This is a genomic window from Micromonospora sp. NBC_01392 (assembly GCF_045040125.1).
GTDB lineage: Bacteria > Actinomycetota > Actinomycetes > Mycobacteriales > Micromonosporaceae > Micromonospora.
In genome coordinates, this window is record NZ_CP109549.1 from 6,789,602 (window position 1) to 6,814,756 (window position 25,155).

The 25,155-nt window shown below is 74.3% G+C and carries 27 protein-coding genes and 2 pseudogenes; 9 read left to right on the top strand and 20 right to left on the bottom strand.

Annotated elements, in window-relative coordinates:
• Positions 1-21 precede the first annotated feature (21 nt).
• The 3 genes from OG767_RS29810 to OG767_RS29820 form a co-directional block, all read right to left on the bottom strand.
• Positions 22-474 (bottom strand): DoxX family protein, encoded by a 453-nt coding sequence (locus tag OG767_RS29810; protein WP_107161346.1) that lies wholly within the window; start codon positions 472-474, stop codon positions 22-24.
• 179 nt (positions 475-653) lie between these two features.
• On the bottom strand, positions 654-1,538 hold the full coding sequence (locus tag OG767_RS29815) for an ABC transporter permease (RefSeq protein WP_405091427.1): 885 nt from the start codon (positions 1,536-1,538) through the stop codon (positions 654-656).
• Positions 1,538-4,402, bottom strand: coding sequence for an alpha/beta fold hydrolase (locus tag OG767_RS29820; RefSeq protein ID WP_405091428.1), 2,865 nt, complete (start codon positions 4,400-4,402; stop codon positions 1,538-1,540). The genes OG767_RS29815 and OG767_RS29820 overlap by 1 nt, the downstream gene beginning before the upstream one ends.
• A gap of 373 nt (positions 4,403-4,775) precedes the next feature.
• On the opposite strand from OG767_RS29820, the gene OG767_RS29825 reads away from it, so the two are divergent.
• Genes OG767_RS29825 through OG767_RS29855 form a run of 7 tightly spaced genes read left to right on the top strand, consistent with a single transcriptional unit; the run spans position 4,776 to position 13,536 of the window.
• Positions 4,776-5,927: a hypothetical protein gene (locus tag OG767_RS29825; protein WP_405091429.1), complete on the top strand. Its 1,152-nt coding sequence runs from the start codon at positions 4,776-4,778 to the stop codon at positions 5,925-5,927.
• The gene (locus OG767_RS29830; RefSeq protein ID WP_405091430.1) at positions 5,914-8,853 is read left to right on the top strand and encodes a nitrate- and nitrite sensing domain-containing protein; all 2,940 of its coding nucleotides are present in this window, start codon (positions 5,914-5,916) and stop codon (positions 8,851-8,853) included. The genes OG767_RS29825 and OG767_RS29830 overlap by 14 nt, the downstream gene beginning before the upstream one ends.
• Positions 8,850-9,314, top strand: a complete 465-nt coding sequence (locus tag OG767_RS29835; RefSeq protein WP_107161362.1) for a roadblock/LC7 domain-containing protein — start codon at positions 8,850-8,852, stop codon at positions 9,312-9,314. Before OG767_RS29830 ends, OG767_RS29835 begins: the two co-directional genes overlap by 4 nt.
• Complete coding sequence (locus OG767_RS29840) at positions 9,311-9,763, top strand: DUF742 domain-containing protein (protein WP_107161364.1); 453 nt, start codon at positions 9,311-9,313, stop codon at positions 9,761-9,763. The genes OG767_RS29835 and OG767_RS29840 overlap by 4 nt, the downstream gene beginning before the upstream one ends.
• A complete protein-coding gene (locus OG767_RS29845; RefSeq protein WP_405091431.1) occupies positions 9,741-10,502 on the top strand; it encodes a GTP-binding protein in 762 nt (253 codons plus the stop codon). The genes OG767_RS29840 and OG767_RS29845 overlap by 23 nt, the downstream gene beginning before the upstream one ends.
• 44 nt (positions 10,503-10,546) lie before the next feature.
• The gene (locus OG767_RS29850; protein ID WP_405091432.1) at positions 10,547-11,116 is read left to right on the top strand and encodes a hypothetical protein; all 570 of its coding nucleotides are present in this window, start codon (positions 10,547-10,549) and stop codon (positions 11,114-11,116) included.
• 38 nt (positions 11,117-11,154) lie between these two features.
• On the top strand, positions 11,155-13,536 hold the full coding sequence (locus OG767_RS29855) for an AAA family ATPase (RefSeq protein WP_405091433.1): 2,382 nt from the start codon (positions 11,155-11,157) through the stop codon (positions 13,534-13,536).
• 2 nt (positions 13,537-13,538) lie between these two features.
• Here the strand turns inward: OG767_RS29855 and OG767_RS29860 are convergent, their stop codons facing one another.
• Positions 13,539-13,694 (bottom strand): hypothetical protein, encoded by a 156-nt coding sequence (locus OG767_RS29860; RefSeq protein ID WP_405091434.1) that lies wholly within the window; start codon positions 13,692-13,694, stop codon positions 13,539-13,541.
• A 226-nt stretch (positions 13,695-13,920) separates the two neighbouring features.
• On the opposite strand from OG767_RS29860, the gene OG767_RS29865 reads away from it, so the two are divergent.
• Positions 13,921-14,112: a hypothetical protein gene (locus OG767_RS29865; RefSeq protein WP_405091435.1), complete on the top strand. Its 192-nt coding sequence runs from the start codon at positions 13,921-13,923 to the stop codon at positions 14,110-14,112.
• 119 nt (positions 14,113-14,231) lie between these two features.
• Here OG767_RS29865 and OG767_RS29870 read toward each other — a convergent pair whose 3' ends face one another.
• The 12 genes and pseudogenes from OG767_RS29870 to OG767_RS29925 all read right to left on the bottom strand — a co-directional run bounded on the left by OG767_RS29870 (position 14,232) and on the right by OG767_RS29925 (position 21,240).
• Positions 14,232-14,585, bottom strand: a complete 354-nt coding sequence (locus OG767_RS29870) for a gas vesicle protein K (protein ID WP_405091436.1) — start codon at positions 14,583-14,585, stop codon at positions 14,232-14,234.
• A gap of 31 nt (positions 14,586-14,616) precedes the next feature.
• A complete protein-coding gene (locus OG767_RS29875; RefSeq protein WP_405091437.1) occupies positions 14,617-14,856 on the bottom strand; it encodes a gas vesicle protein in 240 nt (79 codons plus the stop codon).
• Positions 14,847-15,632 (bottom strand): GvpL/GvpF family gas vesicle protein, encoded by a 786-nt coding sequence (locus OG767_RS29880; protein WP_405091438.1) that lies wholly within the window; start codon positions 15,630-15,632, stop codon positions 14,847-14,849. Before OG767_RS29880 ends, OG767_RS29875 begins: the two co-directional genes overlap by 10 nt.
• Before the next feature lie 151 nt (positions 15,633-15,783).
• Positions 15,784-15,984 (bottom strand): annotated as a pseudogene (gene gvpJ, locus OG767_RS29885) (gas vesicle protein GvpJ); the annotation flags it as partial.
• Position 15,985: 1 nt separating this feature from the next.
• Positions 15,986-16,303 carry a gas vesicle protein gene (locus OG767_RS29890; RefSeq protein ID WP_405091439.1) on the bottom strand — a complete coding sequence of 106 codons (318 nt, stop codon included), beginning with the start codon at positions 16,301-16,303 and terminating at the stop codon, positions 15,986-15,988.
• Complete coding sequence (locus OG767_RS29895) at positions 16,300-16,638, bottom strand: gas vesicle protein GvpG (protein ID WP_405091440.1); 339 nt, start codon at positions 16,636-16,638, stop codon at positions 16,300-16,302. The genes OG767_RS29890 and OG767_RS29895 overlap by 4 nt, the downstream gene beginning before the upstream one ends.
• A 3-nt stretch (positions 16,639-16,641) precedes the next feature.
• Positions 16,642-17,397, bottom strand: coding sequence for a GvpL/GvpF family gas vesicle protein (locus OG767_RS29900; protein WP_405091441.1), 756 nt, complete (start codon positions 17,395-17,397; stop codon positions 16,642-16,644).
• A gap of 214 nt (positions 17,398-17,611) precedes the next feature.
• Positions 17,612-17,797: pseudogene (gene gvpJ / locus OG767_RS29905) on the bottom strand (gas vesicle protein GvpJ); the annotation flags it as partial.
• A 32-nt stretch (positions 17,798-17,829) separates the two neighbouring features.
• Entirely contained in the window at positions 17,830-18,969 is a 1,140-nt protein-coding gene (locus OG767_RS29910; RefSeq protein WP_405091442.1) for an SRPBCC family protein, read from the bottom strand.
• Positions 18,970-18,971: 2 nt separating this feature from the next.
• Entirely contained in the window at positions 18,972-19,421 is a 450-nt protein-coding gene (locus OG767_RS29915) for a hypothetical protein (protein WP_405091443.1), read from the bottom strand.
• Between the two features lie 257 nt (positions 19,422-19,678).
• On the bottom strand, positions 19,679-20,188 hold the full coding sequence (locus OG767_RS29920; protein WP_405091444.1) for a GNAT family N-acetyltransferase: 510 nt from the start codon (positions 20,186-20,188) through the stop codon (positions 19,679-19,681).
• A gap of 149 nt (positions 20,189-20,337) precedes the next feature.
• Positions 20,338-21,240: a hypothetical protein gene (locus tag OG767_RS29925; protein WP_405091445.1), complete on the bottom strand. Its 903-nt coding sequence runs from the start codon at positions 21,238-21,240 to the stop codon at positions 20,338-20,340.
• A gap of 143 nt (positions 21,241-21,383) precedes the next feature.
• Between OG767_RS29925 and OG767_RS29930 the strand changes: the two genes are divergently transcribed.
• Entirely contained in the window at positions 21,384-21,596 is a 213-nt protein-coding gene (locus OG767_RS29930) for a hypothetical protein (RefSeq protein ID WP_405091446.1), read from the top strand.
• A 6-nt stretch (positions 21,597-21,602) separates the two neighbouring features.
• On the opposite strand, the gene OG767_RS29935 is transcribed toward OG767_RS29930, so the two are convergent.
• The 4 genes from OG767_RS29935 to OG767_RS29950 all read right to left on the bottom strand — a co-directional run bounded on the left by OG767_RS29935 (position 21,603) and on the right by OG767_RS29950 (position 25,127).
• Positions 21,603-22,055, bottom strand: coding sequence for a DUF3263 domain-containing protein (locus OG767_RS29935; RefSeq protein ID WP_405091447.1), 453 nt, complete (start codon positions 22,053-22,055; stop codon positions 21,603-21,605).
• A gap of 137 nt (positions 22,056-22,192) precedes the next feature.
• On the bottom strand, positions 22,193-23,206 hold the full coding sequence (locus tag OG767_RS29940) for an ABC transporter permease subunit (protein WP_405091448.1): 1,014 nt from the start codon (positions 23,204-23,206) through the stop codon (positions 22,193-22,195).
• Positions 23,203-24,201 (bottom strand): ATP-binding cassette domain-containing protein, encoded by a 999-nt coding sequence (locus OG767_RS29945; RefSeq protein ID WP_405091449.1) that lies wholly within the window; start codon positions 24,199-24,201, stop codon positions 23,203-23,205. The genes OG767_RS29940 and OG767_RS29945 overlap by 4 nt, the downstream gene beginning before the upstream one ends.
• A gap of 140 nt (positions 24,202-24,341) precedes the next feature.
• Positions 24,342-25,127, bottom strand: a complete 786-nt coding sequence (locus tag OG767_RS29950; RefSeq protein WP_107161380.1) for a DeoR/GlpR family DNA-binding transcription regulator — start codon at positions 25,125-25,127, stop codon at positions 24,342-24,344.
• Positions 25,128-25,155: the final 28 nt, after the last annotated feature.

Genomic DNA, 25,155 nt, shown 5'->3' on the forward strand with positions numbered 1-25,155 from the left:
AGATCTCGGGCGCGCGGCGGGTCAGGCCGGGACGGAGGCGTTGCGGGTCGCCGGGGTGGGGGCGGCGGGGGCGGTGCGGCGGCGGGAGATCAGCGCGTCGAGCGCCCAGGTGCCCGGGCCGAGCACCGCGACCAGCAGGAACGACCAGCAGAAGAGCGCGGCCAGTTCGCCGCCGTTCTTCATCGGCAGCAGGCCGTGCGGCTGGTGCACCACGAAGTACGCGTACGCCATCGAGCCGGAGGCGAGCAGCGCGGCGGGCCGGGTGACCAGGCCGACGAGCACGAGCACGCCGCAGACGAGCTGGATCAGCGCGGCCCACCAGCCGGGCCAGGTGCCGACGGGAACCGCGCCGCCGGTGGCCGGGTTGCCGCCGAGTATGCCGAAGATCGACGCGGCGCCGTGGAGCAGGAAGAGAAAGCCGACGACGATGCGGAACAGGGAGAGCACGGGACCGTTCAACTGCGCCGGGACCATGGGAAACCTCCTGGGACGGGTATGTGAAGACGTCCAGGATGGCCGGCATAAACATCGAAGGTAATAAATTCCTTGCTGGCGGGACAATCTTGTGGGAACGCTCCCATGATATGGGCATGGTGGGTGAGACGGGGCCCCCTCTCTACCAAATGCGTTAAGAAGGGGCCCCTCCTTTCACCTCAGCTCGTGATGTCCTTGCGGGTGAAGCGCCAGAACGCCAGCCCCCAGAACAGCGTGGCGTAGACGACCGCCGAGATCGCGCCCTTGACCACGTCGTCGGTCTGCATCGGCGACGACAGCAGCCCCAGCCAGGCGCTGCTGTAGTGGGTCGGCAGCAGGTTGCGCAGCCCGCCCAGCGCGGTGATCTGGTCGAGGATGCTGGACAGGATCCAGAGCAGCACCGCCCCGCCGACCGCGCCGAGCGCCGCGTCCGTGGTCACCGAGAGCAGGAACGCCAGGCCGGCCACCACCAGCAGCACCACCGCCAGGTAGCCGAGCACGCCGAGCAGCCGCAGCAGCCCGTCGGCCGGGGCCAGCTCCGCGGAGACCTGGCTGCTCAGCGGCTTCCAGCCGTAGCGCAGCGTGCCGGCCAGCAGCGCGGTGCCGGCCAGCAACACCAACGCCAACCCGGAGTACGCGAGCGCGACCACCAGCTTCACCGCCAGCAGCCGGGCCCGGGGCACCGGCACGGCCAGCAGGTAGCGCAGGCTCCCCCAGCTCGCCTCGCTGGCCACCGTGTCCCCGCAGAACAGGGCCACCACCACGACCAGCAGGAACGACGCCGACACCAGGATCGAGAACAGGGTGAAGTTGAGCCCGCCCGAGGTGGCCAGGTCGGCCAGGCTGGCGAACTCGCCGCGCCCACCGCCGTCGTCGTCCCCGGAGTCGAACTGGAACGCCACCAGGATGATCAGCGGCAGCAGCACCATGAACCCGAGCGCCAACTGGGTACGCCGCCGCGACGCCTGCCGCCGGAACTCCGCCCCGAACGGCATCGTGGCCGACGGCCGGTAGCCGCCCGCCGCGCCGCCACTGCCTTTCGACGCCACCGAAGTGTCCACCATCACCGGTCACCGCTTCCCCGAGAGTTCTCGCCGACCAGGGCGAGGAACGCGTCCTCCAGGCGGCGCCGGGGCACCACCCGGTCCACCCCGATGCCGGCCCGGACCAGTTCGGCCACCACCTCGCGGCGGGCGGTGCCGTTGGTGTCCACCACCAGTCCGCCGTCGTCGTCCGGCAGCACCCGTACGCCGTCCAGCCGCTCCAGCACGGTCCGCGCGGCGTCCGGGTCGCTCACCTCGAACAGCACGCTCGGCGACTCGCCGACGATCTCCTCGACCGGGCCGGACGCCACGATCCGGCCCTTGTTCACCACCACCGCGTGCGTGCAGGTCTGCTCCACCTCGGCCAGCAGGTGACTGGAGACCAGCACCGCCCGGCCGTCGGTGGCGTAGCGCTGGAGCACCCGGCGCATCTCGGCGATCTGCGGCGGGTCCAGCCCGTCCGTCGGCTCGTCGAGCACCAGCAGCTCGGGCAGGCCGAGCATGGCCTGCGCGATGGCGAGCCGCTGCCGCATGCCGTGGCTGTACTTCTTCGTCCGCCGGTGCACCGAGGCACCCAGGCCGGCGATCTCCAACGCCTCGTCGAAGTGCGCGTCCGCCCAGGGCCGTCCGGTGGCCCGCCAGTACGCCTTGAGGTTGTCCAGCCCGGACAGGTGCGGCAGGAAGCCCGGCCCCTCGACCAGCGCGCCGATCCGGGACAGCACCGGCGAGCCCGGCACCAGCCGGTGCCCGAACACGTAGATCTCGCCGGCGGTGGGCTGGGTAAGCCCCATCAGCACCCGCAACGTGGTGGTCTTGCCGGCGCCGTTCGGCCCGAGCAGGCCGACCACCTGTCCGGGGTGCACCTCGAAGTCCACGTCGGAGACGGCGACGAAGCCGTCCGCGTACTCCTTGCGCAGGTTGCGCACGGCGAGCGGGACGCCCGCGTACTCCGGGTGGATGGAGCGGTCCTGGCGGCGGTGCCGGCGGCGGGCGAGCAGCACGACCACGACGAGCCCGACCGCGATCGCGGCGAGCAGGCCGGCCAGCACCCAGCGCCAGATCGCGGCCGAGGTGGGGATCGGCGCGGCGTCGACGGTGGGCAGCACCAGCGGGCCGTCGCCGAGCGCCACGGTGTGCACCGCCGGCTCGGCCGGCGTGGCGTACGCCTGGTCCGACGTCGCCACCACGAGCCGCAGCCGGTGTCCGGCCTCGATCCGCCGGACGATCGCCGGCAGCGTGACGGTGACCGGCGCGGCGGCGTCGAGCGTGGCCGGCAGGCCGGTCAGCCGCACCGGCGCGACCAGGCCGTCCGGCAGCGTCGACGCGCCCTGCGGGTCGACGTCGTAGAGCTTGACGAAGAGCACCGCCTCGCCGGTCTGCGAGGCGACCCGGATCCGCACGTTCGGCGCGCCCACCACGTCGACCGGGTCGTCCAGCGGCGCGGACTCGAAGCGGGCGTGCTGGCCGGGGATGTCGCCGGCCACGCCGTCCAGCAGCGAGCCGAGCGCGCCGGCGAACGGCACCGCGGAGATCGCCGCCGGGTTGCCGTTCGGCGGTACGGCGACCGGCTGGGCCGGCCCGGTCAGCGTCACCTCGCGACGCTCCTGCCCTCTCACGCCCGGGTAGTCGTCGGTGCGGTAGCCGGTGGCCACCAGGCCCCGGTCCAGCGCGTCGAAGCCGGCGATCCGGGAGAACGTGAACGTGTCGCCGGGCGCCGCCCCCTCGCCCTTGACGTAGTGGTCGAGCCACTGCGCGGTCAGGAACTTCACCCGGTCGGAGTCGGACGTCGGGCCGGCGCCGCCGTCGTGGCCGCCGGTGAACCAGGCGACCCGCACCGGCGTGCCGGCGGCGGCGATGCCGCGCGCGTTGGCATCCGCCTCGGTGAGCGGGAACAACGTGTCCGCCTCGCCCTGCACCAGCAGCGTGGGCGCCTTGATCCGGTCCAGCACGCCGGCCGGCGACGAGCGGCGCAGCAGTTCCACCGCGGCGTCGTCGGCCCGGCCGGTGGTGGCGATCCGCAGGTACGCGGCGCAGACGTCCTCGGCGAACCGGCCGCAGGACGGGTCGGCCGCGCCGCCCGGCGCCCGGCCGGAACCGCTGCCCGGCCCCGCGCCCGGCTGGGGACTCGCCGGCCCGGCCGAGGCGGGCGCGCCCTCCGGCACGGCGGCGGTCGCGCCGGACAGCCCGGCCGGCCCGGAGCCGGCGTTGCCGCCGCCGCCGAAGAAGATGCCGGCCCAGCCCTTCTTGAACACGCCCTCGGTGGGCGGCTTGCCGGTGCTCTCCGGTAGGAACGCCCGGGACAGGTCGTTCCAGGTGATCATCGGGACGATCGCGTCGACCCGCTTGTCCTGCGCGGCCAGCAGCAGCGCCAGGCCGCCGCCGTACGAGCCGCCGACCACGCCGACGCGCGGGTCACCGGCCGCGTCGAGGCGGACCTCGGGGCGGCCGGCGAGCCAGTTCAGCAGGCGCTGCGCGTCGCGTACCTCGTAGTCGGGGCTGTCCAGGTGGATCTGGCCGCCGGAGCGGCCGAAGCCGCGGGCTGTCCAGGTGAGCACCACGTAGCCCCGGGCGACCAGGTCCTCCGCGTCCGGGCGGACGGACTCCTTGGTGCCGCCGAAGCCGTGCGCCAGCAGCACCGCCGGCACCCGGTTGGCGTCGGAGGCGTCGTCCGGCAGGTAGAGCGTGGTGTCCAGGTCGACCGGCTCGGTCCCGTCCGGCCCGGACCGCACGGTCAGCAGCGCCGACTCGGTCCGGAAGTCCGTACCCTGCGGGCGGACCGCCCAGACCAGCGCGGCGGCGACCAGGACGACCACCAGCACGGCGGCGACGATCCGGCGCGGACGGCCGGCCAGAGCGCGCCGGACCCGCGCGACGGGTGATCTCATGCGGCACACGGTACGGCCCGCCGGCTGAGCGTTCCCTGAGATCCGCCGTACGTTCGTCCGGTTGCGCCGTTCGGCGCGTGCCGTCCGTCGTCCGCAGAAGGTCCAGAGCATCCCAGCGGGATGTATTCGGATCACGAGAATTTACATCTACAGCCGCAAATCAGTGTTCATGTCGCGACTCGACGACCCGATCGGACGCTGCGTGGCGAACGACTCGACGGTCGGTCACCCCGGACGATCTGACGTGAAGCCGACTCGACGGCTCCGGTTTCAACCCGGCCCAATCCGCTACTTTTCCGGTCCGGTGCACGGGACTGCTTGCGGCGACCTCCCGGGGCATCGACCGCCCTGCCGTCGCCGGAGGAGACAGACCATGACAGTTCCCGCGCCGCGGGTGCGTCGGCGGCCCTCCATGTCGGGCCGTGTCCTGCCCCTGCTGCTGGCGCTGGCGCTGGTCGCCCCGCTCGGGCTGCTCTTCGCGCTCGTCGACGGCACCACCACGGACGACCACGACCTGGCGTCCCGGGAACGGCTGGGGGTCCGTTACCTGCGCGCCCTCGGGCCGGTCACCGACGCGCTGGTGGAGGCCCAGTCCACCGCCGTGGCCGGGGCGCCGGTCTCCCGCGCCTCGCTCAACGCCGCGATCGAGCAGGTGGCCGCCGTGGACACCGCCGTCGGCGACGAGCTGCGCAGCCACGAACGCTGGGCCGGGCTGCGGGCGAAGCTCGAAGGGCTGCCGGACCGGGGGCTCGCCGACCCCGAGGCCGCCTACCAGGCGTACGGCGAAGCCAACGACCTGCTGCTCGCGCTCTACCGGAAGGTACGGGAAAGCTCCGGCCTGATCCGCGACCCCCGGTCCGACACGTTCTTCCTCCAGGACGGCATCGGCGGCGACCTGCCCACCGCGACGGTGCTGGCCGGCCGGCTCGCCGACCTGGTCCGGCTGGCCGCCGCGCGTCCCGCCGCCGAACGCGCGAAGACCGGCATCGAGCTGGCCGAACTGCGGTCGTCCGCGTTCGGTCCGGCCAACGACCTGGTCGCCGACCTGCGCGCGGCGGTGGACAGCTCGGAGAGCACCGACCTGGGCGCCAACGTGCTCACCCCGCTGGACGCCTACCAGCGGTCGCTGGAGGCGTTCACCGCCGCGGGCGGCGGCCGGGCCGCGCCGAACCCCACCCAGCTCACCGCCGCCGGGCTCGCCGCCCAGTCCGCCGCCAAGCAGCTCCGCACCGTCATCCTCGACCAGCTCGACACGTTGCTGGAGGAACGCGTGGACGCGCTCGACCGGGACCGGCTGCTGGCCCGGATCGCGGCCGGCGTGACGGTGGCGTTGCTGGTCGGGCTGGCCGTGACGCTGCTCCGGCGGCCCGCCGCCGGGCCGCACCGGGAGCCGGCCGACGCCGCGCTGCCCCCGGCCGTCCGACCCGACCCGACGGCCGCCGGCCGGAGCGCCGACCGCCAGCCCGTCGCGGTGGGTCGGGGCGTCGAGGCCGAGCGGTGGAGGCCGTTCGATGCTGCTCGCTAGGTTGCGGATCCGGGGCAAGCTCGCCCTGCTGGTGATCATCCCGCTGCTCAGCATGGTCGGGCTGGCCGTGCCGGTGGTCGTCGACCGGGTGGCCGCCGCGGCCCGCGCCGCCGACACCGTGGAGACCGTCCGCGTCGCCAGCCGGATCGGCAGCCTGGTGCAGGACCTCCAGCAGGAACGTCTGCTCTCGATCGGGTTGCTGCTCGGCCGGGTGACCCGCACCGAGCTGATCCAGAAGTCCGCCACCGTCGACGACCGGGTCGCCGACCTGCGCGCCGAGTCGCTGCCGACGCCGGTCCACGAGTCCCTCGACGGGGTACGCCGGCTGGCCGACGTCCGGACCGCGACGCTCGGCGGCCGGGCCACGCCGGAACAGATCCTGAACACCTTCGCCCGGGTCGACCTGGCGCTGATCGAGGCGCTGCGGCTGCCGTTCCGGGTGGACACCGACACCTCGGCCGGGCGGCAGGTGCTCGCGCTCGACGCGCTGCTGCGTACCGACGAGGCGCTGAGTTCGTGCGCCACCCAGATCGTGCTGGTCCGCGCGTCAGGTGATCCGCGGGTGTCCGCCTCGTACATCGCCTGCATGGCGGCGCTCGACGTGGACAACGACCGGTTCCGCAGGCTGATCACGCCGGAGCAGTTGAAGCTGGCGCTGCTGGACGACGCGGCGGTGGCGGCCCGGACCAGCCAGACGTTCCTGCGCGACAGCGTCCGGGACCCGGTCGGCGCGATCGCCCCGGTGCCGCTGGACGCGCTCTTCCCCTCGGTCCGCTCGATGATCACGCTGGGCCAGTTCGTGGAGAAGAAGGTCGTCGCGGACGTCATCGCGGAGACGCGTACCGAGGAGCGGAACGCGCTGACCACGGCCTGGCTGGTCGCCGTGGGGGCGGCCGCGATCCTGCTCCTGGTGGTGCTGCTGAGCATGACGGTGGCCCGTACGGTGTCCCGGCCGCTGAGCCGGCTCACCCGGTCCGCCGAACGCGTCGCCCGGGTCGCCGAGGCGGAGCTGACCCGGGTGGCCGACGACGAGACCGAGTCGGTGCCGCCGGTACGCCTCGACCCGGTCGACGTCCGCGCCCGGGACGAGCTCGGCGACCTGGCCCGCGCGTTCGAGCGGGTGCAGCACACCGCCGCCCGGCTGGTCGAACGGCAGGTGGCCGGCCGGCGCAACGTGGCGCAGATGTTCGGCCACGTCGGCCGCCGTACGCAGAACCTGGTCGGCCGCCAGATCGCGCTCATCGACCGGCTGGAACGGCAGGAGGTCGACCCGGGCCGGCTGGAGCATCTCTACCGGCTGGACCACATCTCCAGCCGGCTGCGCCGCAACGCCGGCAGCCTGGTGGTGCTCTCCGGGGCCACCGGCTCGGACGGCCACGTGGCCCCGGTCCCGCTGGCCGACGTGGTCCGGCTCGCGCTCGGCGAGATCGAGGACTACACCCGGGTCGACGTGCAGGTCCCGCCCGGCGTCTCGGCAGCGCCCGCGATCGTCGGCGACCTGGTGCTGGCGCTGGCCGAGCTGATGGAGAACGCGACCGCCTTCTCGCCGCCGCACACCCGGGTGGTGGTGGCCGGCGAGCTGACCGACGGGGGCGCCCGGCTCGCCGTGGTGGACCACGGCATCGGGCTCACCGAGGAGCGGCTCGCCGAGGAGAACGCCCGGCTCACCCGGCGGGAGCGGCTCGACCTCGCGCCGACCGAGGTGCTCGGGCTCTTCGTGGTGGGCCGGCTGGCCCGCCGGCACGGCTGGGCGGTACGGCTGGTGGCGACCGCGGGCGGCGGGATCACCGCCGGCCTGGAGATCCCGGCCGCCTCGCTGGTGATCCGCCGGCCGGAGCCGGCCGGAACCGCCGTGGCGCGGGCCGCCGCGCCGACCGTGGAACGGCCTCCGGACCCCATGCCGGTGAGCCGCCCGACCCGGCCGGCCGCCGGCGAGCCGGCCGGCTTCGACGCGGCGCTGCTGAGCCGGGCCACCCGCAGCATCTCCAGCGGCGACTCCTGGAACGCCTTCGGCCACCTGGGCGACGACGCCGAGGTGCCCGACGCGCCGGCCCCGACCGCGACCGCTCCGACCGCTCCGGCCGCACCGGCCGCCCGCCGGGAGGCCCCGGACCCGGCCCTGGACCGCCCGGCAGCCGTCGACGAGACGACGGACCGGGACCGCGCGGCGAACGCCGGGAGGCCGGTCGCGACGTCGGCCGTCACCGGGCCGCCGGTCGAGGGCTTCCGCTTCCCCACCGGCGGTCCGCCGCCTGCCTGGCCGCCGGCCACCGCACGGTCCACCACGCGGCCCACCGGCCCGGCGACACACCCCGCCGGCACCACCCCGCCGACACCGGTCGTCGGCCCGGCACCGGCCGCTCCCCCGGCCGCCGGACCGACGACCGGCCCCACCCGCACCCCGCCGCCGCGCGGGCCACTACCCGCCGCACCAGGTCCGGTCGGACCGACGACCGGCCCCGCCTACACCCCGCCGCCGCGCGGGCCACTGCCCGCCGCACCAGGTCCGGTCGGCCGGCCGGCCGGACCGCCCGGGAACCGGCCGATCCGGAAACGGGTGCCCGGCGCCAACCTGCCGCCCGGCCCGATCACCGGACCGGCCGGACCGGTGATCGGGCCGCCGTTCGGTGTTCCGGACGACCCGGCCGCCGTCCGCGCCCTGGTGGAGGCGTTCCAGGACGGGGTACGCCGGGCCGAGGACGACGTCAACCCGGCCGACCCGGCACCCGCACGGCCCCGGCTCAGCCGACGCGTCCCGGGGGCGAACCTGGCCGTCTCCGCGGTGCCGCCCGCGCCCCCGGCCAGCTCCGACCCCGGCGACCCGGTCGAGGTCCGCGACCGCATCACGGAATTCGAGGCGGGCGTCGCCCGTGCTCTGCGCGAAGTCAGTACCGACCACCGCTATGAAGAGGATCCCTCACGGTGACCAGCCCGTACCTGCACGACAACGTCGAACAGAGCGCGACCGGCGACCTCAGCCCCGAGGCGCGCACCTTCAACTGGCTGCTCGACTCGTTCACCTCCAGCACGGCCGGGGTGATGGAGGCGATCGCGGTCTCCTCGGACGGGCTGCTGATGGCCATGTCCGCGATCAAGGACCGGTCCAACGCGGAACGGCTCGCCGCCGTGGTGTCCGGCATGACCAGCCTGGCCGGGGGCGCCGCGAGCTGGTACGCGTTGGGCGGGCTCAACCGGGTCATCGTCGACATGGCCGAGGGCTACCTGCTGATCAGCGCGATCAGCAGCGGCTCGGTCCTCGGCGTGGTCGCCGACCGCTCGGCCAACCTGGGCACCGTGGCGTACGAGATGACGCTCTTCGCCGGCCGCGCCGGCGGTGCCCTGAGCCCCCGCCTGATCGCCGAGCTGAAGAACGCCGTCCAGCAATGATCCCGGGGGTCGCCGGCGAGGACCCGGAGCCGGAACCCGGCGTCCGGATCCGCCCCTTCCTGCGCGCGTCCGCCCCGGGTCCGGGACCGGACGCGGGCGACGGGGAGCAGCCGACCGGCCCGCGTCCGTTCGTGCTCACCTCGGGACGGGTGGACGGTGACCCGGCGATCAGCCTGGAGACCCAGGTGACCGCGCGGCCGGGCAGCGGCTCGTGGGCGGTGACCGCCCGGCTGGCCCCGGAACTCGCGGCGATCGTCGCGATCTGTGTCGAGCCGGTGTCGGTCGCCGAGATCTCCGCCCGGACCCGGATGCAGTTCGGCGTGACCCGGGTGCTGGTCGGCGACCTGCGCGCCGCCGGTCACCTCGACGTGCACGTCGCGGACGTCGACGACGCCCTCGATCCCGATCTCATCCTGCGAGTGATTGATGGACTTCGTGCGATCTCCTGAATGGCGGGCGTCCGCCCCGGGCGGGCCGGCCGCGAACAGCGTCCCCACCCGCTACGGCAACCCGGCCCCGCTGATCGGCCGCGCCACCCCACCGCCACCGACCGGGCCGCCGCTGCCGTACCGACCGCCCGGCGCACCCGGCGAGCCGGCCCCGATCGTCAGCCGGGTGCCCGCGCCACGCCCACCGATCCCGGTGAAGATCCTGATCGCCGGCGGCTTCGGCGTCGGCAAGACCACCACGGTGGGTGCGATCTCCGAGATCGCGCCACTGACCACCGAGGCGGAGATGACCACCGCCGGGATCGGCGTCGACGACCCCGACGGGGTGCCCGGGAAGACCACCACCACGGTGGCGATGGACTTCGGCTGCGTGACCATCGACCGCAGCCTGAAGCTCTACCTCTTCGGTACGCCCGGCCAGGCCCGGTTCGGCTTCATGTGGGACGACCTGGCCCGGGGCGCGCTCGGCGCGCTTGTGGTGGTGGACAGCGCCCGGCTCGACGACTGCTACCCGGCGATCGACTTCTTCGAGCGGGCCGGGCTGCCGTTCGCCGTGGGCGTCAACGCCTTCGACGGGCGGCTGGCGCTGGACCTGCCGTCGATCCGCTGGGCGCTGGCGATCGCCGAGCACGTGCCGCTGGTGCAGTTCGACGCCCGGGACCGGCTCTCCGTACGGGACGCCCTGCTCGTCGTCCTGGACCGGGCGCTGGATCGGGCGACCCGGTCCCGGGAACGCTGAACCGCCAGCCGGTTCGGCCCGTGCTCTGCGAAGGGGTGGACGCGATGAGGGGTGATCTGGACGAGACACTGGCCCGGCTGGCGCGACGCGAGGAGGCGCAGCGCCGACGCGTGCCGCTGCCCGGCGAGCCGGTCGAGCACGCCGACACGGGCACGCCCGCCGAGCACGCCGACACGGGCACGCCCGCCGAGCACGCCGACGCGGGCAGGCCCGCCAAGCACGCCGAGCCGGGCGCACCCGCCGGGGTCGAGCCGGTGGAGGACCGGGCGGGGCACGGCGCGTACCGGCTGCGGGGCGGCCACGCGTCGCCGCGGCGGGACCCGGTGGAGGAGGTCGCCGAGGCGGTCCGGCGGGTGGTCGCCGCGCATCGCGGGCTCGCCGTGACGCTGCGGGTGGAGCTGGGCGATCAGGCGTACCCGATGCGGGTCTCCTGGGCCGGGCCGGAGGTGACGGTGGGCCCGGCGTCCACACCGGCGCCACCGCCGACCTGGCCCATGTCGGTGAAGACGGTGGCCGCCCCGGGCCACGACCCGCGCGCGACCGATCCGGCGGCCCGGCTCGCCGAGCTGATCCGCCGCGACCCCTCGCTCCTGGACGGCCCGGGCCCGCACTGACCCCGGCGGGCCGTGGTGCCGGCGGCTACTGTCGGCGGGTGGCGGAACCCGACCTGACCCTGACCGCGAGCCTGCGGCCGGCCGCGCTGGACGCCCGCCGTGGCGTCGTACGCCTCCACCCCGAGGTGCTGACCGCGTTGGCGCTGCGACCCGGCGACCCGGTGCGGCTGACCGGCCGCCGGGTGACCGCCGGCATCGCCGCCGCCGCCGACCCGGGCACCAGCAGCGCCCTGCTGTACGCCGACGACCTGCTGCTGGGCAACCTCGGCCTGCGGGCCGGCGGCCAGGTCACGGTGAGCCCGCTGCCCTGCGCCCGGGCGAGCCGGGTCACGCTGGCCGGCCCGGTCGCGGTGACGGCCGCGGTCCCGCCGGAGATGCTGCGGCTCGCGTTGCTGGGCAAGATGGTCACCGCCGGCGACGACGTCTCGCTGCTGCCCCAGGACGTGCTCCCGGACGCCGCCGTGCGCGGCCTGGTCGAGGCGGCACGGCACAGCCTCGCCAGCTCCGTCGGGTACGCCTGGACGAGCACGCTGCTCAACGTGGTGGCGGCCGAGCCGGCCACCGGCGCGCTGGTCACCATGGACACGGTGGTGGCCTGGGAACACGGCCCGGCCACCCACGGCCCCGCCGCGTCCGGCTTCACCGGCCCGACCGGCTCCACCGTTCCGGCCGGTCCGACCGGCTCCGGCGACGCGGCCGGTCCGCGCGGCCGGCCCGGTTCCGGCGACTCGACCGGTTCCGGCGGCCCGACCGGTGCGGCCGGCTCGACCGGCTCGGCCGGCTCGACCGGCTCGGCCGGCTCGGCCGGCTCGGCCGGCTCGACGGCTCCGGAAGCCGACGGCCTGCTCGGGCCCGAGGACGCGCCCGACGTGGACGAGCTGCCCGGCCTGCGCGCCCAGGCCGAGGAGCTGACCGAGCTGCTGGACCTGGGCTTCCACCACCGCGAGGTGCTGGGCCGGCTGGGCACCACGGTCGCGCTCGGCGTGCTTGTCGAAGGCCCGGCCGGCTCGGGCAAGTCGTCGCTGGTCCGCGCCGTCGCCGCCCGGGTCGGCGCGCGGGTCCGCCCGGTCTGGGCCCCGGAGCTGGCCGCGCTGTCGAACGACGCGGCGGCCCGCCGGCTGCGGGAGGCCGCCGAGGCGGTACGCGCGGGCGGGTCGGCCGTGCTGCTGGTCACCGACGTGGAGGCGCTCGCCCCGGCCGAGGATCCGGGCCCGCTGGCCACCGTGTTCCGCCAGGTGGTCGCCGAGACGGTACGCGCCGGGGCGGCAGTGGTCTGCACCACCGGACGCCCCGAGGCGGTGGACCCGGCGCTGCGCGGGCCGGACCTGCTGGCGCTGCGGATCAGTGTGCCGCTGCCCGATCCGGCGCTGCGCCGGGAGCAGTTGACGGTGCTCACCCGGCAGGTGCCGCTGGCCGGTGACGTCCGGCTGGACGAGGTGGCGGCGCGTACCCCCGGTTTCGTCGCCGCGGACCTGGCCGCGCTGGTGCGGGAGGCCGGGGTGCGGGCGGCGCTGCGGCAGAAGACGGCCGAGACGCCGACCGTGGCGATGGCCGACTTCCTCGCCGCGCGGGAGGTGGTCCGGGCGACCACGATGGCCGCGTCCACGCTGGAGCTGGCCTCGGTGACGCTCGACGACGTCGGCGGCCTGCACGAGGTCAAGCAGACGTTGACCGAGTCGGTGCTCTGGCCGCTCACCTATCCGGACACGTTCGCCCGGCTGGGCGTGACGCCGCCGCGCGGGGTGCTGCTCTACGGGCCGCCCGGCTGCGGCAAGACCTACCTGGTCACCGCGCTGGCCGGCTCCGGGCGGGCGAACGTGCTGTCGGTGAAGGGCGCGGAGCTGCTCTCCAAGTGGGTCGGTGAGAGCGAACGCGCGGTCCGTGAGCTGTTCCGCCGGGCCCGCGAGGCGGCGCCCACGCTGGTCTTCCTGGACGAGGTGGACGCGCTGGCGCCGATCCGCGGCCAGGCCACCGACGGCGGTACGACCGATCGGGTGGTGGCCGCGTTGCTCACCGAACTGGACGGGGTGGAGGCGCTGCGCAACGTGGTGGTGGTCGGCGCGACGAACCGACCGGAGCTGGTCGACCCGGCGCTGCTGCGTCCGGGCCGGCTGGAGCGCCTGGTCTACGTGCCGCCGCCGGACGGGGCGGCCCGCGCGGAGATCCTCCGGGCCACGGCCCGGGACGTCCCGCTCGCGCCGGACGTGGACCTCGACGCGCTCGGCGCGGAGCTGGCCGGCTTCTCCGCCGCCGACTGCGCCGCGCTGGTCCGGGAGGCGGCCCTGGCCGCGATGCGCGAGTCCCTGACCGCCAGCACCGTGACGGCGTCACACGTGGAGTCGGCCCGCACCCGCGTCCGCCCCTCGCTGGACCCCGTCCAACTGGCCCACCTGGAGTCCTACGCCCAGACCCGCCGCTGACCTCACCGCCCACGAGCGGCCCACCCGAGGAAGCGGTCGAAGAGGTCCTTCGGCGCCGGCACGCCGTCGGGGTTGAGTTTCAGCAGGTCGGCGGTGGCGTCGAAGAGGCAGCCGGCCAGGTGGACCGACAGGGCGACGCGGTCACGCCGGTAGTCCATCAGCAGCAACAGGGGTGCCGGCGGGCACGGCCAAGGGGCCGCGCACACCCGGCAGAGCCAGAGCGGTCGGATCGGCACGTGCGGCCGCACGGCCCGGCGACTGCGATCGGGTACGGAGGAAGCACGCTGCGCGGTCATCCCCCGATCGTGCTTGCGTTGTTAGCGATCGTCAACCCCGATCGCTGTTAACGATAATCAGACAATCGGCGATACCTACCGTCAAGGCGTGGTGGAGTTCGTGGGGATCGCTGAGATCCGAGACATGCTCGGTGGCGTCTCGCGTGCCCGCGCGTCGGTGATCGCCTCTCGACGCGACTTTCCCGCCCCGTACCAGGTGCTCAAGATGGGCCAGATCTGGCGTAAGACAGACGTCGAGAAGTGGGTCAAGGAGCACCGCCCGGACCTGTCGTCCGACTGACCGCGGTCCGAGATCTTGGTAGAAATCGGCCCTCATAGGGGCCCTTTCGCACCAAGATCTCCCGCACGCCGTCAACTTCATGATCGACGCGAGCGGGGCGGAGTGGGGGCGGGGAGGGGTCAGTCGGTGGGGAGGAGGGGGGCCAGGGGGCCCAGGTCCAGGTTGAGGTCCTCGGGGGACAGGCCGAAGTACGCGCGGAGCTGGGTCATCTGCTCCTCCAGCGCCATCAGGGTGGTGCCGATCCGCTCGATCTGCTCGTCGGTGAGGTCACCGAGGTCCACCCGGCGCAGCGCCTGCCGTTCCATGAGCTGACGGAGCAGTTCGACGACGGTGAGCACCAGGCTGGCCAGGCCGCGCTCGACCGAGTCCTGGTCGACGGCGAGCCGGCGGTCCAGCGGCTGGACCCGGGGCGCCCGCCACTGCGGCTCGCCGAGCGCCTCCGCCAGCTCGGCCGCCTCGTCCCGGCCGGTCACGACGCCCCACCGCCGTCACCGCGACGGCTGGTCACGACGCCTCCACCGGTGTCGCCGACGCCAGCGGGTCGGTCGGCGGGGTGAGCGCGCCGACGGATGCGATCAGCGCGCGCAACGAGATCCGGACCAGGTCGACGTCGGCGATGGCCAGCGTGATGTCGCCGCTGACCACCACGCCGGCGGCGAGCACCCGGTCGAGCAGGTCGACCAGGGCCACCGTCCGGTAGCCGGGGTCGTCGGCCGCGCTGGGCGCGAGCGTGGTCACGCCCATGCCGGCGCCGCCTCCGGTTCCGCCACGAAGGAGTACGGCGGCCACGGGCCGGTCAGCTCCAGGCGTACCTCGGGGTGCTCGTCGGCCAACCGACGGGCGGACGCGGCGAAGTCGGGCCACCGGTCCCGGTCGATCAGGTACGCGCCGTTGAGCACCATGGCGGTGGCCGCGCCGGAGAGCCGCCGGTCCTGCGGGGCGTGCCGGTGCGCGGCCACCGCCAACCCGGCCAGCGCGGCGTGCACGGCGGCGGCCGCGTCCGCGGCGGCCTGCTGCCCCAGCTCCCGCGCGTCGAGCTGGGCCCGGCGCCGGCGCAGGTACGCCGCCCCGGCGCCGCCACCACCGGCGGACCCCTCGGCGCTCGGCAGGGCGCCGGGCACCACGTACCCCTTGACGCCCCACTCGGTGCGGTCGGCGAGCCGGGCCAGCGTGCCGACCAGCTCGTCGCGCCGCTCGGCCAGCACGCCGGCCACCCGGGCGTCGTCGCGGTGCACGGTGGCGAGCCGCGCCGGCACCACCGCCCCGGCGCGGGCCAGCGCGTCCACCACCGCGTGGTGCGCCCGGGCGGCCCGTTCCAGCCAGGCCAGGTCCTCCAGGTTGCGGCGCAGCGCGGTCTCGCCGTACTCGTGCAGTGGCACGTCGCTGACCACGGCGGCCAGGCCGGCCCCGGGCACCGCGCGCACCGGCGTACCGGCGATGCCCGACAGGTCGGACGGGCCGGTGCCGCCCGCGACCACGCCGTGCAGCCAGACCGCGGTCCCGGCGTCCGGCTCACTCATCACGGTCCCTCCTCGCGGCCCGGGCGGCGACGCGCGGCCGGCGGGACGCCTCGACCTCCTCCGGGTCGCGCGGACCCGGCTCGACCGGCGGGCGGGCCCGGGAGCTGAGCCACGGATCGTGCTCCCACCAGTCGATGCCGATCTGCCGGGCGGTGTCCACCGAGGCGATGACCAGCCGCAGTTTCAACGTCAGCAGCTCGATGTCGAGCAGGCTGACCCGGATGTCACCGGCGATGACGATGCCCCGGTCGAGGACCCGTTCCAGGATGTCGCCGAGGTTCGCCGGCTCGTGGCCGGCCGGCAGCACCTGGCCGGAGTTCTGCACCACCGAGGGCTCCCGTGCCGTGCTCATGTCAGCCCCCGTCGCCCTTGCCGCGCTGGTAGCGGCGCGTCCGCCGGTAGCCGAGCAGGCTGCCGGTCATGTCCAGCTCGACCTCGTAGAGCCCGAGCAGATCGGTCGACGCCGGGATGCGATGGTCCTCGACCACCTCCACCCCGACCAGCCAGCCGTAGTCGGCGGGCTGGATCGAGGTGATCCCGAGCGCGTCCTTCCCGGTCAGCGCCACCACCTGACGCAGCCCCTCGCGGGCCGCCTCGGCGGTGTCGAGCACGTCCTCGTCGTCCTCGTCGAGGTACCGCTCCCGGTCGTCCCGGGCCCGCGCCGACGTCATCGTGGTCCCCCTCGTGGCCGGCGCGGCCCACCGCCGCGATCGGTGTTCGGCCGCCGCTCGGGCCCGGGCCGCCGCGCCGGGCCGCCGCGCCGCGAGGGGGTACGGCCGCCGGCCGGCCCGGTCAGCCGCTCCAGCACCTGCTGCTGCCCCCGGTCCCGCTCCTCGGGAGTGATCTCACCGGCGGCGGCGGCCCGGTCCAGCTCCTCCAGCTCCCGCCGGACGGTGACCGGGCTGTGCTGCTGCGACTCCGCCTCCCGGGCGACCACCTTGACGATCGCGGTGAGCCCGCGCACCGGCGCGTACGGGAGCGTGAGAAGCGTCCACAGGATGTCCACGGTTCACTCCGCCAGTTGGTGCGCGCTCACGAAGTCGTACGGCGCCAGCGGGCCGATCAGGCGCATCCGGATCAGCTCCCGGCGCTGCTCGGCGAAGTCCTCCACGGCCCGGATGAACTCGTCCTCGTGGTCGCCGGCGACCAGGAAGGCGACGCGTACGGCGTCCATCTCGTGGCTCGGCGGCCGGACCGCGTCCACCTCCGCGTACCGGCCCACCGCGTCGATCAGGTCGCGGTTCTCGGACTCCCGGCGCAGCTCGACCGCCTGGCTGATCATCTCGCCGAGCCGGATCCGCTGCTCCCGGCTCTGCGCCTCCGTCCGGCCGCGCACCTGGTCGGCGAGCGCGGCGGCGTCACGGTTGGCGGCCAGCATCCCGCCGATGAACTCCGGCTCGTCGAAGCGGCCGTGCACGGTGTACTGCACCCGGTCCTCGAACTCGTCGAGCGCCGCGGCGAACCGGTCGTGGTGGGCGTCGAGCAGGTCCGCGACCGCGTCCTCGCCGGTCACCACCGTGCCGAACCGCACCGGCAGCACCGGCGCGACCTCCGCCGTGCCGTCCAGCAGCCGCTCGTACGCGGTCAGGTCGGCCGGCCGGCCCAGCGGCTCGTCCAGCCCCACCGCGCTGACCAGCGCGGCCAGTTCGCCGTGCCGGACCGCGCTCACCTCGCCGGGCGGGGAGCCGACCCCCTCCGCGTCGGCGGTCGGCTCCACGTCGGACGGCACGATGCCGTAGATGAACAGCCCGTTGTCCTGGCTCATCTCAGTTCTCCCCGTCCCGCCGACGCGGCCGGTCCCGCCCGACCTCGCGGTCGCGCGACGCGTCCACCACCGCGCCGCCGACCCCGCCGACCGCCTGGCCGACTCCGCCGACCGCCTGACTGACGTCGCCGGCCGCCCTGCCGACCGCACCGGCCACGCCGTCGATGAGGTCGGGCAGCGTCTGCTGGTCCTTCGGCACGATGTTCATCCGGTCGACCGTGTCGGCGAACCGCAGGTACGTCTCGATGCTGGAGATCACCACCCGGGCGTCGATCTCCAGGAGCTGGATCCCGACCACGGCGATCGACACCTGGGCGTCGATCACCACGCCCTTGTCCAGCACGGTCTCCACCACGTCGGCGAGCGCGCCCCCCGCGCCGCCGCCAGCGGTGCGTTCCAGCGCGCTGCCCGGCTGGTCAACCGTCGCCACGCTCATTCGCCACGCTCCTCACGGCGACGCCGGACAACCGGCCGGCGGGGTGCCTCGGGAGCACGCCGGGCCCGTTCCTCGCGCGGTTCCCGCTCCTCGCGCTGCGGGCGGCGGGCCCGCTCCGGCTGACGGCGGCGCGGCGGCGGCTGCTCCTCCACCGGCTCCTCGTCGTACTCCTCGTCGTCGAAGTCGTCGCCGGCGTCGTAGTCGTCGTACTCCTCCTCCTCGACCGGGCGGCGGCGCTGCGGCGGACGGCGGCGGCCACGCTCGGCGGGCTCCTCGTCACGGCCCGGCTCCGGCTGCGCGCCGCCCTCCTGCTCCTCGCGGAGCGCGGTCTCGTGATCCTTGACCACCTGGGAGTCCTGGATCTCGCCGCGCCAGCCCTCGACCGAGTCCGGGTCGAGCACGGTCTCGGTCATCACGTGCCGGACGAAGTGCTTCAGCTCCAGCCGGACCCGGCGGCCCTGCGCCCGCCACAGGTTGCCGGTGTGCTCGAAGAGGCCCTGCGGGTGGTACTCCAGCACGACCAGGATGCGGGTCAGTTCCGGGGCGACCTCGTGGAAGCTGACCGTGCCGTCGACCGAGCCCTTCTCGCCCTTGGACCGCCAGTGGATGAGCCGGTCCGGGATCTGCCGGACGATCGTCGACTCCCAGGTGCGGTGCGACCAGAGGACCTGCGCCTTCCAGGTCATCTTCTCGTCCTCGTCGTTGTCGGCCTGCTCGACCTTCTTCATGAAGCTCGGGAAGTCGCCGAAGGTGGTCCACTGGTTGTACGCGACCCGGACCGGCACGCCGACCTCGATGGTCTCGACGATGTTGGTGACCTTGAGCTTCTTGCCGCCGCCCTTGCCACCCTTGCCGCCGCCGAACGCCGACATCAGCTTCTCCTTACCGCCGGCCAGGCCGGCATGGAACATGGCCTTCAGCGGGGAGTGGCCGTCGGCGAGCTTCTGCGCGCCGGTGGCCGCGGCGACCAGGCCGGGGCCGCCGCCCTGCTTCGCGTACTCGCTGAGTCGTCCGGTGGCGCCGGTGACCCGTTCGGTCACCACCTGCACGGCGCGCTCGCCGATCGCGGAGGCGAGGTTGCGCAGCTCGCCGCCGATCTGGTCGCGGGCCCGGTCGGTGAGTCCGGTGGGGGGCATGGTCACCGCCCCCGTCGCCGGCGCACGGGGGCCGGTTGCTCGTCGTAGTCGGCCTCGTCGTCGGCCCCGGGCTGCTCGTCCAGCTCCGGCTCCTCGTCGGGCGCCGACCGCCGACCGTCCGCGGACTGCTCGCCGGACCCGGCGGAACGACGGCGCAACGAGTCGGCGCTGCCACGCAGCCGGCCGCTGACCGCGTCGATGCCGCTGCCGGCGGCGGCGGTCGCGGCGGCCCGGCCGGCGGTGACCAGTGGCGCGCCGAGCCGGGAGAGGTTGGCCAGTTGCGGGTTCGACCCGAGCAGGCCGGTGGCCATCTGCTTGAGGCCGCCGGGATTCTGGCTGGCCCGGCCGGCGGCCACGGCGGCGGCCAGGGTGAGGGCCGTCCGCAGCTTCCTGCGCCGGCCGAGGACATATCCGAAACCGACCGCCAGGGCGATCCGAGCTCCGCTCTTCATCAGTTCTCCTTCGCTCCCCGGCGGAAGGGACACCTCATGCGTGGAGCAGGCCCGGAAAACAGCTGCCGAGGATCGGCAAAAGGGGGCCTGCGGCCGGTGTCCCGCATCAGCGGACCCGGCGGGCAGTACCCGCCATGCCATTCACAAAACATTTCTTCGGCGAACTGGAGGCGCTGCTCAGAATGGGCGAAACTTCGCATCGAAGCGCGAAGGAGCAGGGAGTACGCGCGAAGGTTGTCGCGCGGCAAGCAACGACCTCAGTGGGTCGGGAGGGCCGAATCCAGACACATCCGAGCGGACAGCATTCCGCCTTCTTCGTGCAATTCCGCGCCGCATTTACGAAGGACGGAAATGGCCCCGGCATTGTCCGGCGTCGTATCGGCGACGACCGTGCGCATGCCGGCCGCCGCGGCGGCGTGCAGCAGTTCCCGCAGCGCGGCGGCACCGAGCCCGCGCCCGCGCGCCGACCGGCCCAGCCACATCCCGGTCTCCACCGTTCCCGGCTCGTCCCGACGGGTCATCCGCACCATGCCGACCACCTCGCCGCCGGACACGATCGCGTACATCAGCGTGCGGGTCGGGCCGTCCAGGCCGCCGAAGCTGGCGCGGTGGAACTCGCGGAACGCGTCCCGACGGGCCAGCGACCAGCCGGCCGGGGCGTCCACCGGAGGCATGACGTCCTCCGGTTCCGCCTCCGCCGCCGCTACGGAGAGCAACGGTTCCAGGTTCCGCTCGTCCACCGGCTCCAGCCGTACCGCACCCGTCACCAGCCGGAGTCTGCCGGCCGTTCCGGCGCGAGTCCACCCCTTTGCCGACTCATTGCCGGTACGGCGGAGCGGGTCGACCGGTTGTACCCCCGGGGTGTTCCGCCTCACGCTCCGTTGTCATCCGACCGGTTCTTCCGGCGTGAGCGTGCTCACCTCAGGGGCGCGAACTCACAGAGCGCCACCGTGGCGTCGTCGTTCCGCTTCCGGCGGCGCAACCGGTCCGGGTGGTCCCGCTCGGCCGCCCGGACCCGGTCGACCAACCCTTCCGGCCCCTCCACGGTCACCACCTCCAGGAGTCCGGCCCAGTCGAAGAGGCCGAACTGCTCGACCGCGCACGACGCGCCGTCACTGAGCAGCACGGCCCGGCGCAGCGCGTTCGGCCCGTTCAGCGGCACCGTCCCGGTCACCGCGTGGTACGCCGCGTCCGGGTCGCCGGCCGCCGCCCAGTAGCCGTGACTGCGGTTCATCCGGGTGCGCTGCACCGTCACCGCGCGCCGGAACCGGGTCGCCGGGTCGACCCCGCCGTCGGGCAGCGCGGCGGCGGTCCGACGCAGGTCCGCCAGCGCGTTCGCCAGCCGGTCGTCGGTGACCACGTCGACGCCGACGCCGGTGTCGAGCACCAGCGGACTGTCGCAGAGCACCAGGTAGTCGACCTGGTCACCACCGCAGCGCAGCAGGCAGACGGTGGACGACGGGGTGCCGGGATGGTCGAGGTCGCAGGTGTTGCCATGATCCGCCCGCACCGCCAGGATCGCCGCCGCCAGGCTGCTCATCAGCGTGGCCGCGGGGCGGGCCGCGACCGCCAGGCCGATCCGGGCGGCCAGGTGCCGGACGTACCACGCCGGGCCGTGCACGCAGCCGGTGTCGAAGCCGTCCGGCACGGTGGCCCCGTCGAGGACGCCGACGAGCGGACCGAACCGGAAGACCACGTCCTCGTTCTCGAGCCGGCCCGGGGCCGGATCGGACACGGAACGCACCCGCATCATCGGCGCCTCACCGACCGGCCGAGCCGTCCCGCTGCCGGTCGCGTACCGGCGGTCCGGTGCCCCCATCGCCCCACTCCCTCCGTCGCCGCCCGCCGCCTTACCCGGCCGCCGCACGGCCATGCGACGCATCCCGGCAACTCTCCGTCACCGGAGCGGGACTGGCGGTAGCGTCGGAAGCGACCGATCGGACCGGGGACAGGGGGATCGCCATGTTGGAGCGGTTGCACGAGTCGGGAATCCGGGCGGAACACGCCTACATCGCCGGATTCGTCAGCATCGGACTCTCATTCACGAGCTGGTTCCTGTCCAAGAGTCTGGAACGCGCCGGCGTGGACCGGGCGGACCGCTGGGGCATCTTCATCGGCGAGTGGGCGCCGACGTTCTTCGCCATCGGCAACGGGCTGCGCTCGTACGAGAAGTGAGGCCGGTCAACGCCGCCGGTTGCGGGCCCGCGACGAGCGGAGCCGGCGCAGCCGGCCGATCAGCACCGGCTCGGCCGCCAGCGCGGCGGGATGGTCCAGCAGCCCGTTGAGGAGCTGGTAGTAGCGGGTCGCGGAGAGGCCGAACGTGTCCCGGATGGCCTGCTCCTTGGCGCCGGCGTGCTTCCACCACCGGGACTCGAAGGCAAGGATCCGCAGCTCCCGCTCGGTGAGCCCCACGCTCTCCACCGAGGGCGCGTGCTCCACCGAGGGCGCGGGCTCGGGCTCCACCGAGGGCGCGGGCCCGGTCGGCGGCACGGACTCGGTCGGCGGTACCGACTCGGCGGGGGGCGCGGTGCGGGGCGGGGGGACGGCGGCACCGGGCGCCGCCCGCGTACCCCCGACGGGTGGTGGTGGGTCGGACCGCCCGGCGGCGGTCCGGTCCGTGGCGTCGGCGGACATGGTGCTCCTCTCCGACGGCGACTGACCGGCGCGAAGACGCGCCGGCCGGGGAGACCCCAGCGTAGCCAGGGCCGTCCCCGGCCGCATCGTCCCGCGCGGTCCGCGCCGCCGGCGTCCGGCCGGCGGCGCGGAGAACGTCAGGCGACGTCCCGCCGACGCATCGTCCAGAACGCGGCGACCAGGGCCGCCACCACGCCGATGCCGAACACCACCGCCGACTGCTGCCAGGTGACCACGTACTTCGCCGGCTCGCAGGCGCCCCGGGCGAACTCGCAGGTGTCGTAGTCGAACAGCTCCGCCTGCTTCATGAACCACGACTGGGCGTACGTGGAGAGCACGTAGCGATCGCCGAACGGCACCGACAGCACGCTGACCGCGATCCGGATGCCGACCTCGCTGACCGCGAACAGCGCCACCGCCGCGCCCAACGCCATCGCGGTGTGCCGACCCAGCGAGGCGAGCGCGAACGCGACCGCGCCGACGACCAGGATCAGCGCCACGGCGCGCAGCCCGTCCAGCCCGATCGAGCGCCACACCCCGGCGGTCATCTTCGCGGTGGTGCCCCGCTGCGTGCCGATCAGCCAGAACACGGCCGTCCACAACGCACCGAGCACGACGCTGAGCCCGAGCACGGTGGTGAGCAGCGCGGCCAGCTTGGTGCCCAGCACGGCGAGCCGTTTCGGCCGCCAGAGCAGCAGGTTCATCATCCCGCCGGTGTTCCACTCGGCGCCCACGAAGGAGGCGCCGACGATGAACGCGAAGAGCGCCACCGCGAAGGCGAACACGGCGATGAACGTGGGGAACTCGGCCCGGAAGTCGAACTGGTACGGCAGGTTCCACTTCGGGTCGAACATCTCCGGCTGCGGCTGGAAGTCCTTGCCGCAGTTCGGGCCGTAGCGCTCCTCGGTCTGCTCGCCGCGGGCCTGGGCGGCCTCGCACTCGGTGACGCTGCGCTTCCACTCCTCCACCGACTTGCGGTACTGCGCGTCGGAGTCGGCCTGCGCGGCGGCCACCACCTCGGGCGAGAGCTTGTGGCTGGAGAAGCTGAACGCGGTGGCCACGGTGGCGAGCCCGACCACCAGCAGGACGAGCAGCAGGCGGGTGACCCGGCGCTTGGTGAGCCGCCGCAGCTCGGTGACGAACAGGCTCATGCGCCCCAACCTCCTGCGGTGCCGGTCTGGTCGACCTTGGCGGACTGATCGACCTGACGGTTCTGGCCGGGGACCGGCGCGGTGGCGGTCAGTTCGAGGAAGACGCTCTCCAGGTCGACCGCGACCGGGGTGAGCTCGCTGACGTACAGGTCCTGCTCGGCGAGGAGCCGGCTGACCACGGCCGGCTTGTCCACGCCGGACAGCATCAGGTGGTCGGCCTCGGCGGCGACGCGGATCCCGGACCGGGTCAGCGTCTCCTCGGCCCGGGGCAGGTCGGCGACCGCCTCCAGGCGTACCCGCACGGCGCCCTGGGAGTGCGCGGCGAGCACCTGCTCGACCGGCCCGAAGGCGACCCGCCGGCCGAGCGAGATGATGGTGACCGAGTCGCAGATGAGCTGGATCTCGCCGAGGATGTGGCTGGAGAGCACCACGGTCATGCCGGATTCGGCCAGCTCCCGCATGAGCCGGCGCATCTCCCGGATGCCGCCCGGGTCCAGGCCGTTGGCCGGCTCGTCCAGGATCAGCAGCTTCGGGTCCTTGAGCAGCGCGGACGCCACGGCGAGCCGCTGCTTCATGCCGAGCGAGTAGGTCTTCACCCGCTCGCCGGCCCGGTCGCGCAGGCCGACCAGCTCCAGCACCTCGTCGACCCGCCGCTTCGGCAACTCGCCGGCCTGGGCGAGCAGGCTCAGCGTGTCCCGCGCGGAGAAGTGCGGGAAGAACTGCGGGCTCTCCACGATGGCGCCGACCTGGCCGGCGACCGCCGGCAGCGACCGCGGCAGCTCCTGGCCGAGGATGGCCATCCGGCCGCCGTTGGGCCGGATCAACCCGAGCAGCGTACGCAGCGTGGTGGTCTTGCCGGACCCGTTCGGGCCGAGGAAGCCGTGCACCTGGCCGGCCTCGACCCGCATGTCGAAGCCGTCGAGCGCGTGGCGGACCCCGCGTTTCCGGCTCCGGTACGTCTTACGGAGACCCTCGATCTCCAGGACAGCCGACACAGCTGACCTCCCCCGATGTAGGTGACAGCGACACCATACGCGGTATGCACCGGAAGGCAATACCCGGTATGCAGGGTCAGCGTGTCAGGCGGGGAAGCCGCCTCTACCGGAGGCGTTAAGAGGGGGCCCGGCCTTGGCCCTCAGGCGCAGACGACGTGCACGCCGGCGTCGCGGAACGCCTGCACCACGTCCGGGGCCGCGCCGGAGTCGGTCACCAGCGTCTCCACCCGGTCCACCGGGCAGATCCGGGCGAACGCGTGCCCGCCCAGCTTCGACGAGTCGGCGATCACCACGACCCGCTTGGCCCGGGCCACCATCAGGCTGTTCATGGCCGCCTCGCCCTCGTGGTGTGCGGCGGCGCCGAGCTGCGGGTCGATCGCGTCCACGCCGAGCAGCGCGACGTCGAGGGTGACCTCGCGCAGCAGCGCCCCGCCCAGCGGGCCGACCAGCTCGAACGACTTCGGCCGGACCACGCCGCCGGCCACCACCACCTTCATCCGCGAGCGCACCAACAGCTCGTTGGCGATGTTCAGCGCGTTGGTGACCACGGTGAGCTGGGCGCCCTCGGCGCTGGTGTTCAGGTCCGGGCGGACGGCCAGCGCGCGGGCCACCTCGGTGCTGGTGGTGCCTCCGTTCAGGCCGACCACCGTGCCCGGGGAGACCAGCGCGGCGGCGGCGGCCCCGATCCGCTGCTTCTCCGCCGAGTGCTTGGCGGTCTTGTAGCGCAGCGGCAGGTCGTACGAGACGCCGTTGGCGACCGCGCCACCCCGGGTCCGGGTGATCATCTGCTGCTGGGCGAGCTGGTCGAAGTCCCGCCGGATGGTGGCCTGGGAGACCGCCAGCCGCTCGGCCGCCTCCTCGACGCTGACCCGGCCGCTGTCGGTCAACATCTCGAGCAGTGCGTTCCAACGCGCGTAGCGGTCCACCGCGGGGCCCTCCCCTGACTGTGCACGT

Coding starts and splice junctions, on each gene's coding strand:
- OG767_RS29810 (WP_107161346.1), bottom strand. CDS start 474: ATGGTCCCGGCGCAGTTGAACGGTCCCGTGCTCTCCCTGTTCCGCATC.
- OG767_RS29815 (WP_405091427.1), bottom strand. CDS start 1,538: ATGGTGGACACTTCGGTGGCGTCGAAAGGCAGTGGCGGCGCGGCGGGC.
- OG767_RS29820 (WP_405091428.1), bottom strand. CDS start 4,402: ATGAGATCACCCGTCGCGCGGGTCCGGCGCGCTCTGGCCGGCCGTCCG.
- OG767_RS29825 (WP_405091429.1), top strand. CDS start 4,776: ATGACAGTTCCCGCGCCGCGGGTGCGTCGGCGGCCCTCCATGTCGGGC.
- OG767_RS29830 (WP_405091430.1), top strand. CDS start 5,914: ATGCTGCTCGCTAGGTTGCGGATCCGGGGCAAGCTCGCCCTGCTGGTG.
- OG767_RS29840 (WP_107161364.1), top strand. CDS start 9,311: ATGATCCCGGGGGTCGCCGGCGAGGACCCGGAGCCGGAACCCGGCGTC.
- OG767_RS29845 (WP_405091431.1), top strand. CDS start 9,741: ATGGACTTCGTGCGATCTCCTGAATGGCGGGCGTCCGCCCCGGGCGGG.
- OG767_RS29850 (WP_405091432.1), top strand. CDS start 10,547: ATGAGGGGTGATCTGGACGAGACACTGGCCCGGCTGGCGCGACGCGAG.
- OG767_RS29860 (WP_405091434.1), bottom strand. CDS start 13,694: ATGGACTACCGGCGTGACCGCGTCGCCCTGTCGGTCCACCTGGCCGGC.
- OG767_RS29875 (WP_405091437.1), bottom strand. CDS start 14,856: ATGGGCGTGACCACGCTCGCGCCCAGCGCGGCCGACGACCCCGGCTAC.
- OG767_RS29880 (WP_405091438.1), bottom strand. CDS start 15,632: ATGAGTGAGCCGGACGCCGGGACCGCGGTCTGGCTGCACGGCGTGGTC.
- OG767_RS29890 (WP_405091439.1), bottom strand. CDS start 16,303: ATGACGTCGGCGCGGGCCCGGGACGACCGGGAGCGGTACCTCGACGAG.
- OG767_RS29900 (WP_405091441.1), bottom strand. CDS start 17,397: ATGAGCCAGGACAACGGGCTGTTCATCTACGGCATCGTGCCGTCCGAC.
- OG767_RS29910 (WP_405091442.1), bottom strand. CDS start 18,969: ATGCCCCCCACCGGACTCACCGACCGGGCCCGCGACCAGATCGGCGGC.
- OG767_RS29915 (WP_405091443.1), bottom strand. CDS start 19,421: ATGAAGAGCGGAGCTCGGATCGCCCTGGCGGTCGGTTTCGGATATGTC.
- OG767_RS29925 (WP_405091445.1), bottom strand. CDS start 21,240: ATGGGGGCACCGGACCGCCGGTACGCGACCGGCAGCGGGACGGCTCGG.
- OG767_RS29930 (WP_405091446.1), top strand. CDS start 21,384: ATGTTGGAGCGGTTGCACGAGTCGGGAATCCGGGCGGAACACGCCTAC.
- OG767_RS29935 (WP_405091447.1), bottom strand. CDS start 22,055: ATGTCCGCCGACGCCACGGACCGGACCGCCGCCGGGCGGTCCGACCCA.
- OG767_RS29940 (WP_405091448.1), bottom strand. CDS start 23,206: ATGAGCCTGTTCGTCACCGAGCTGCGGCGGCTCACCAAGCGCCGGGTC.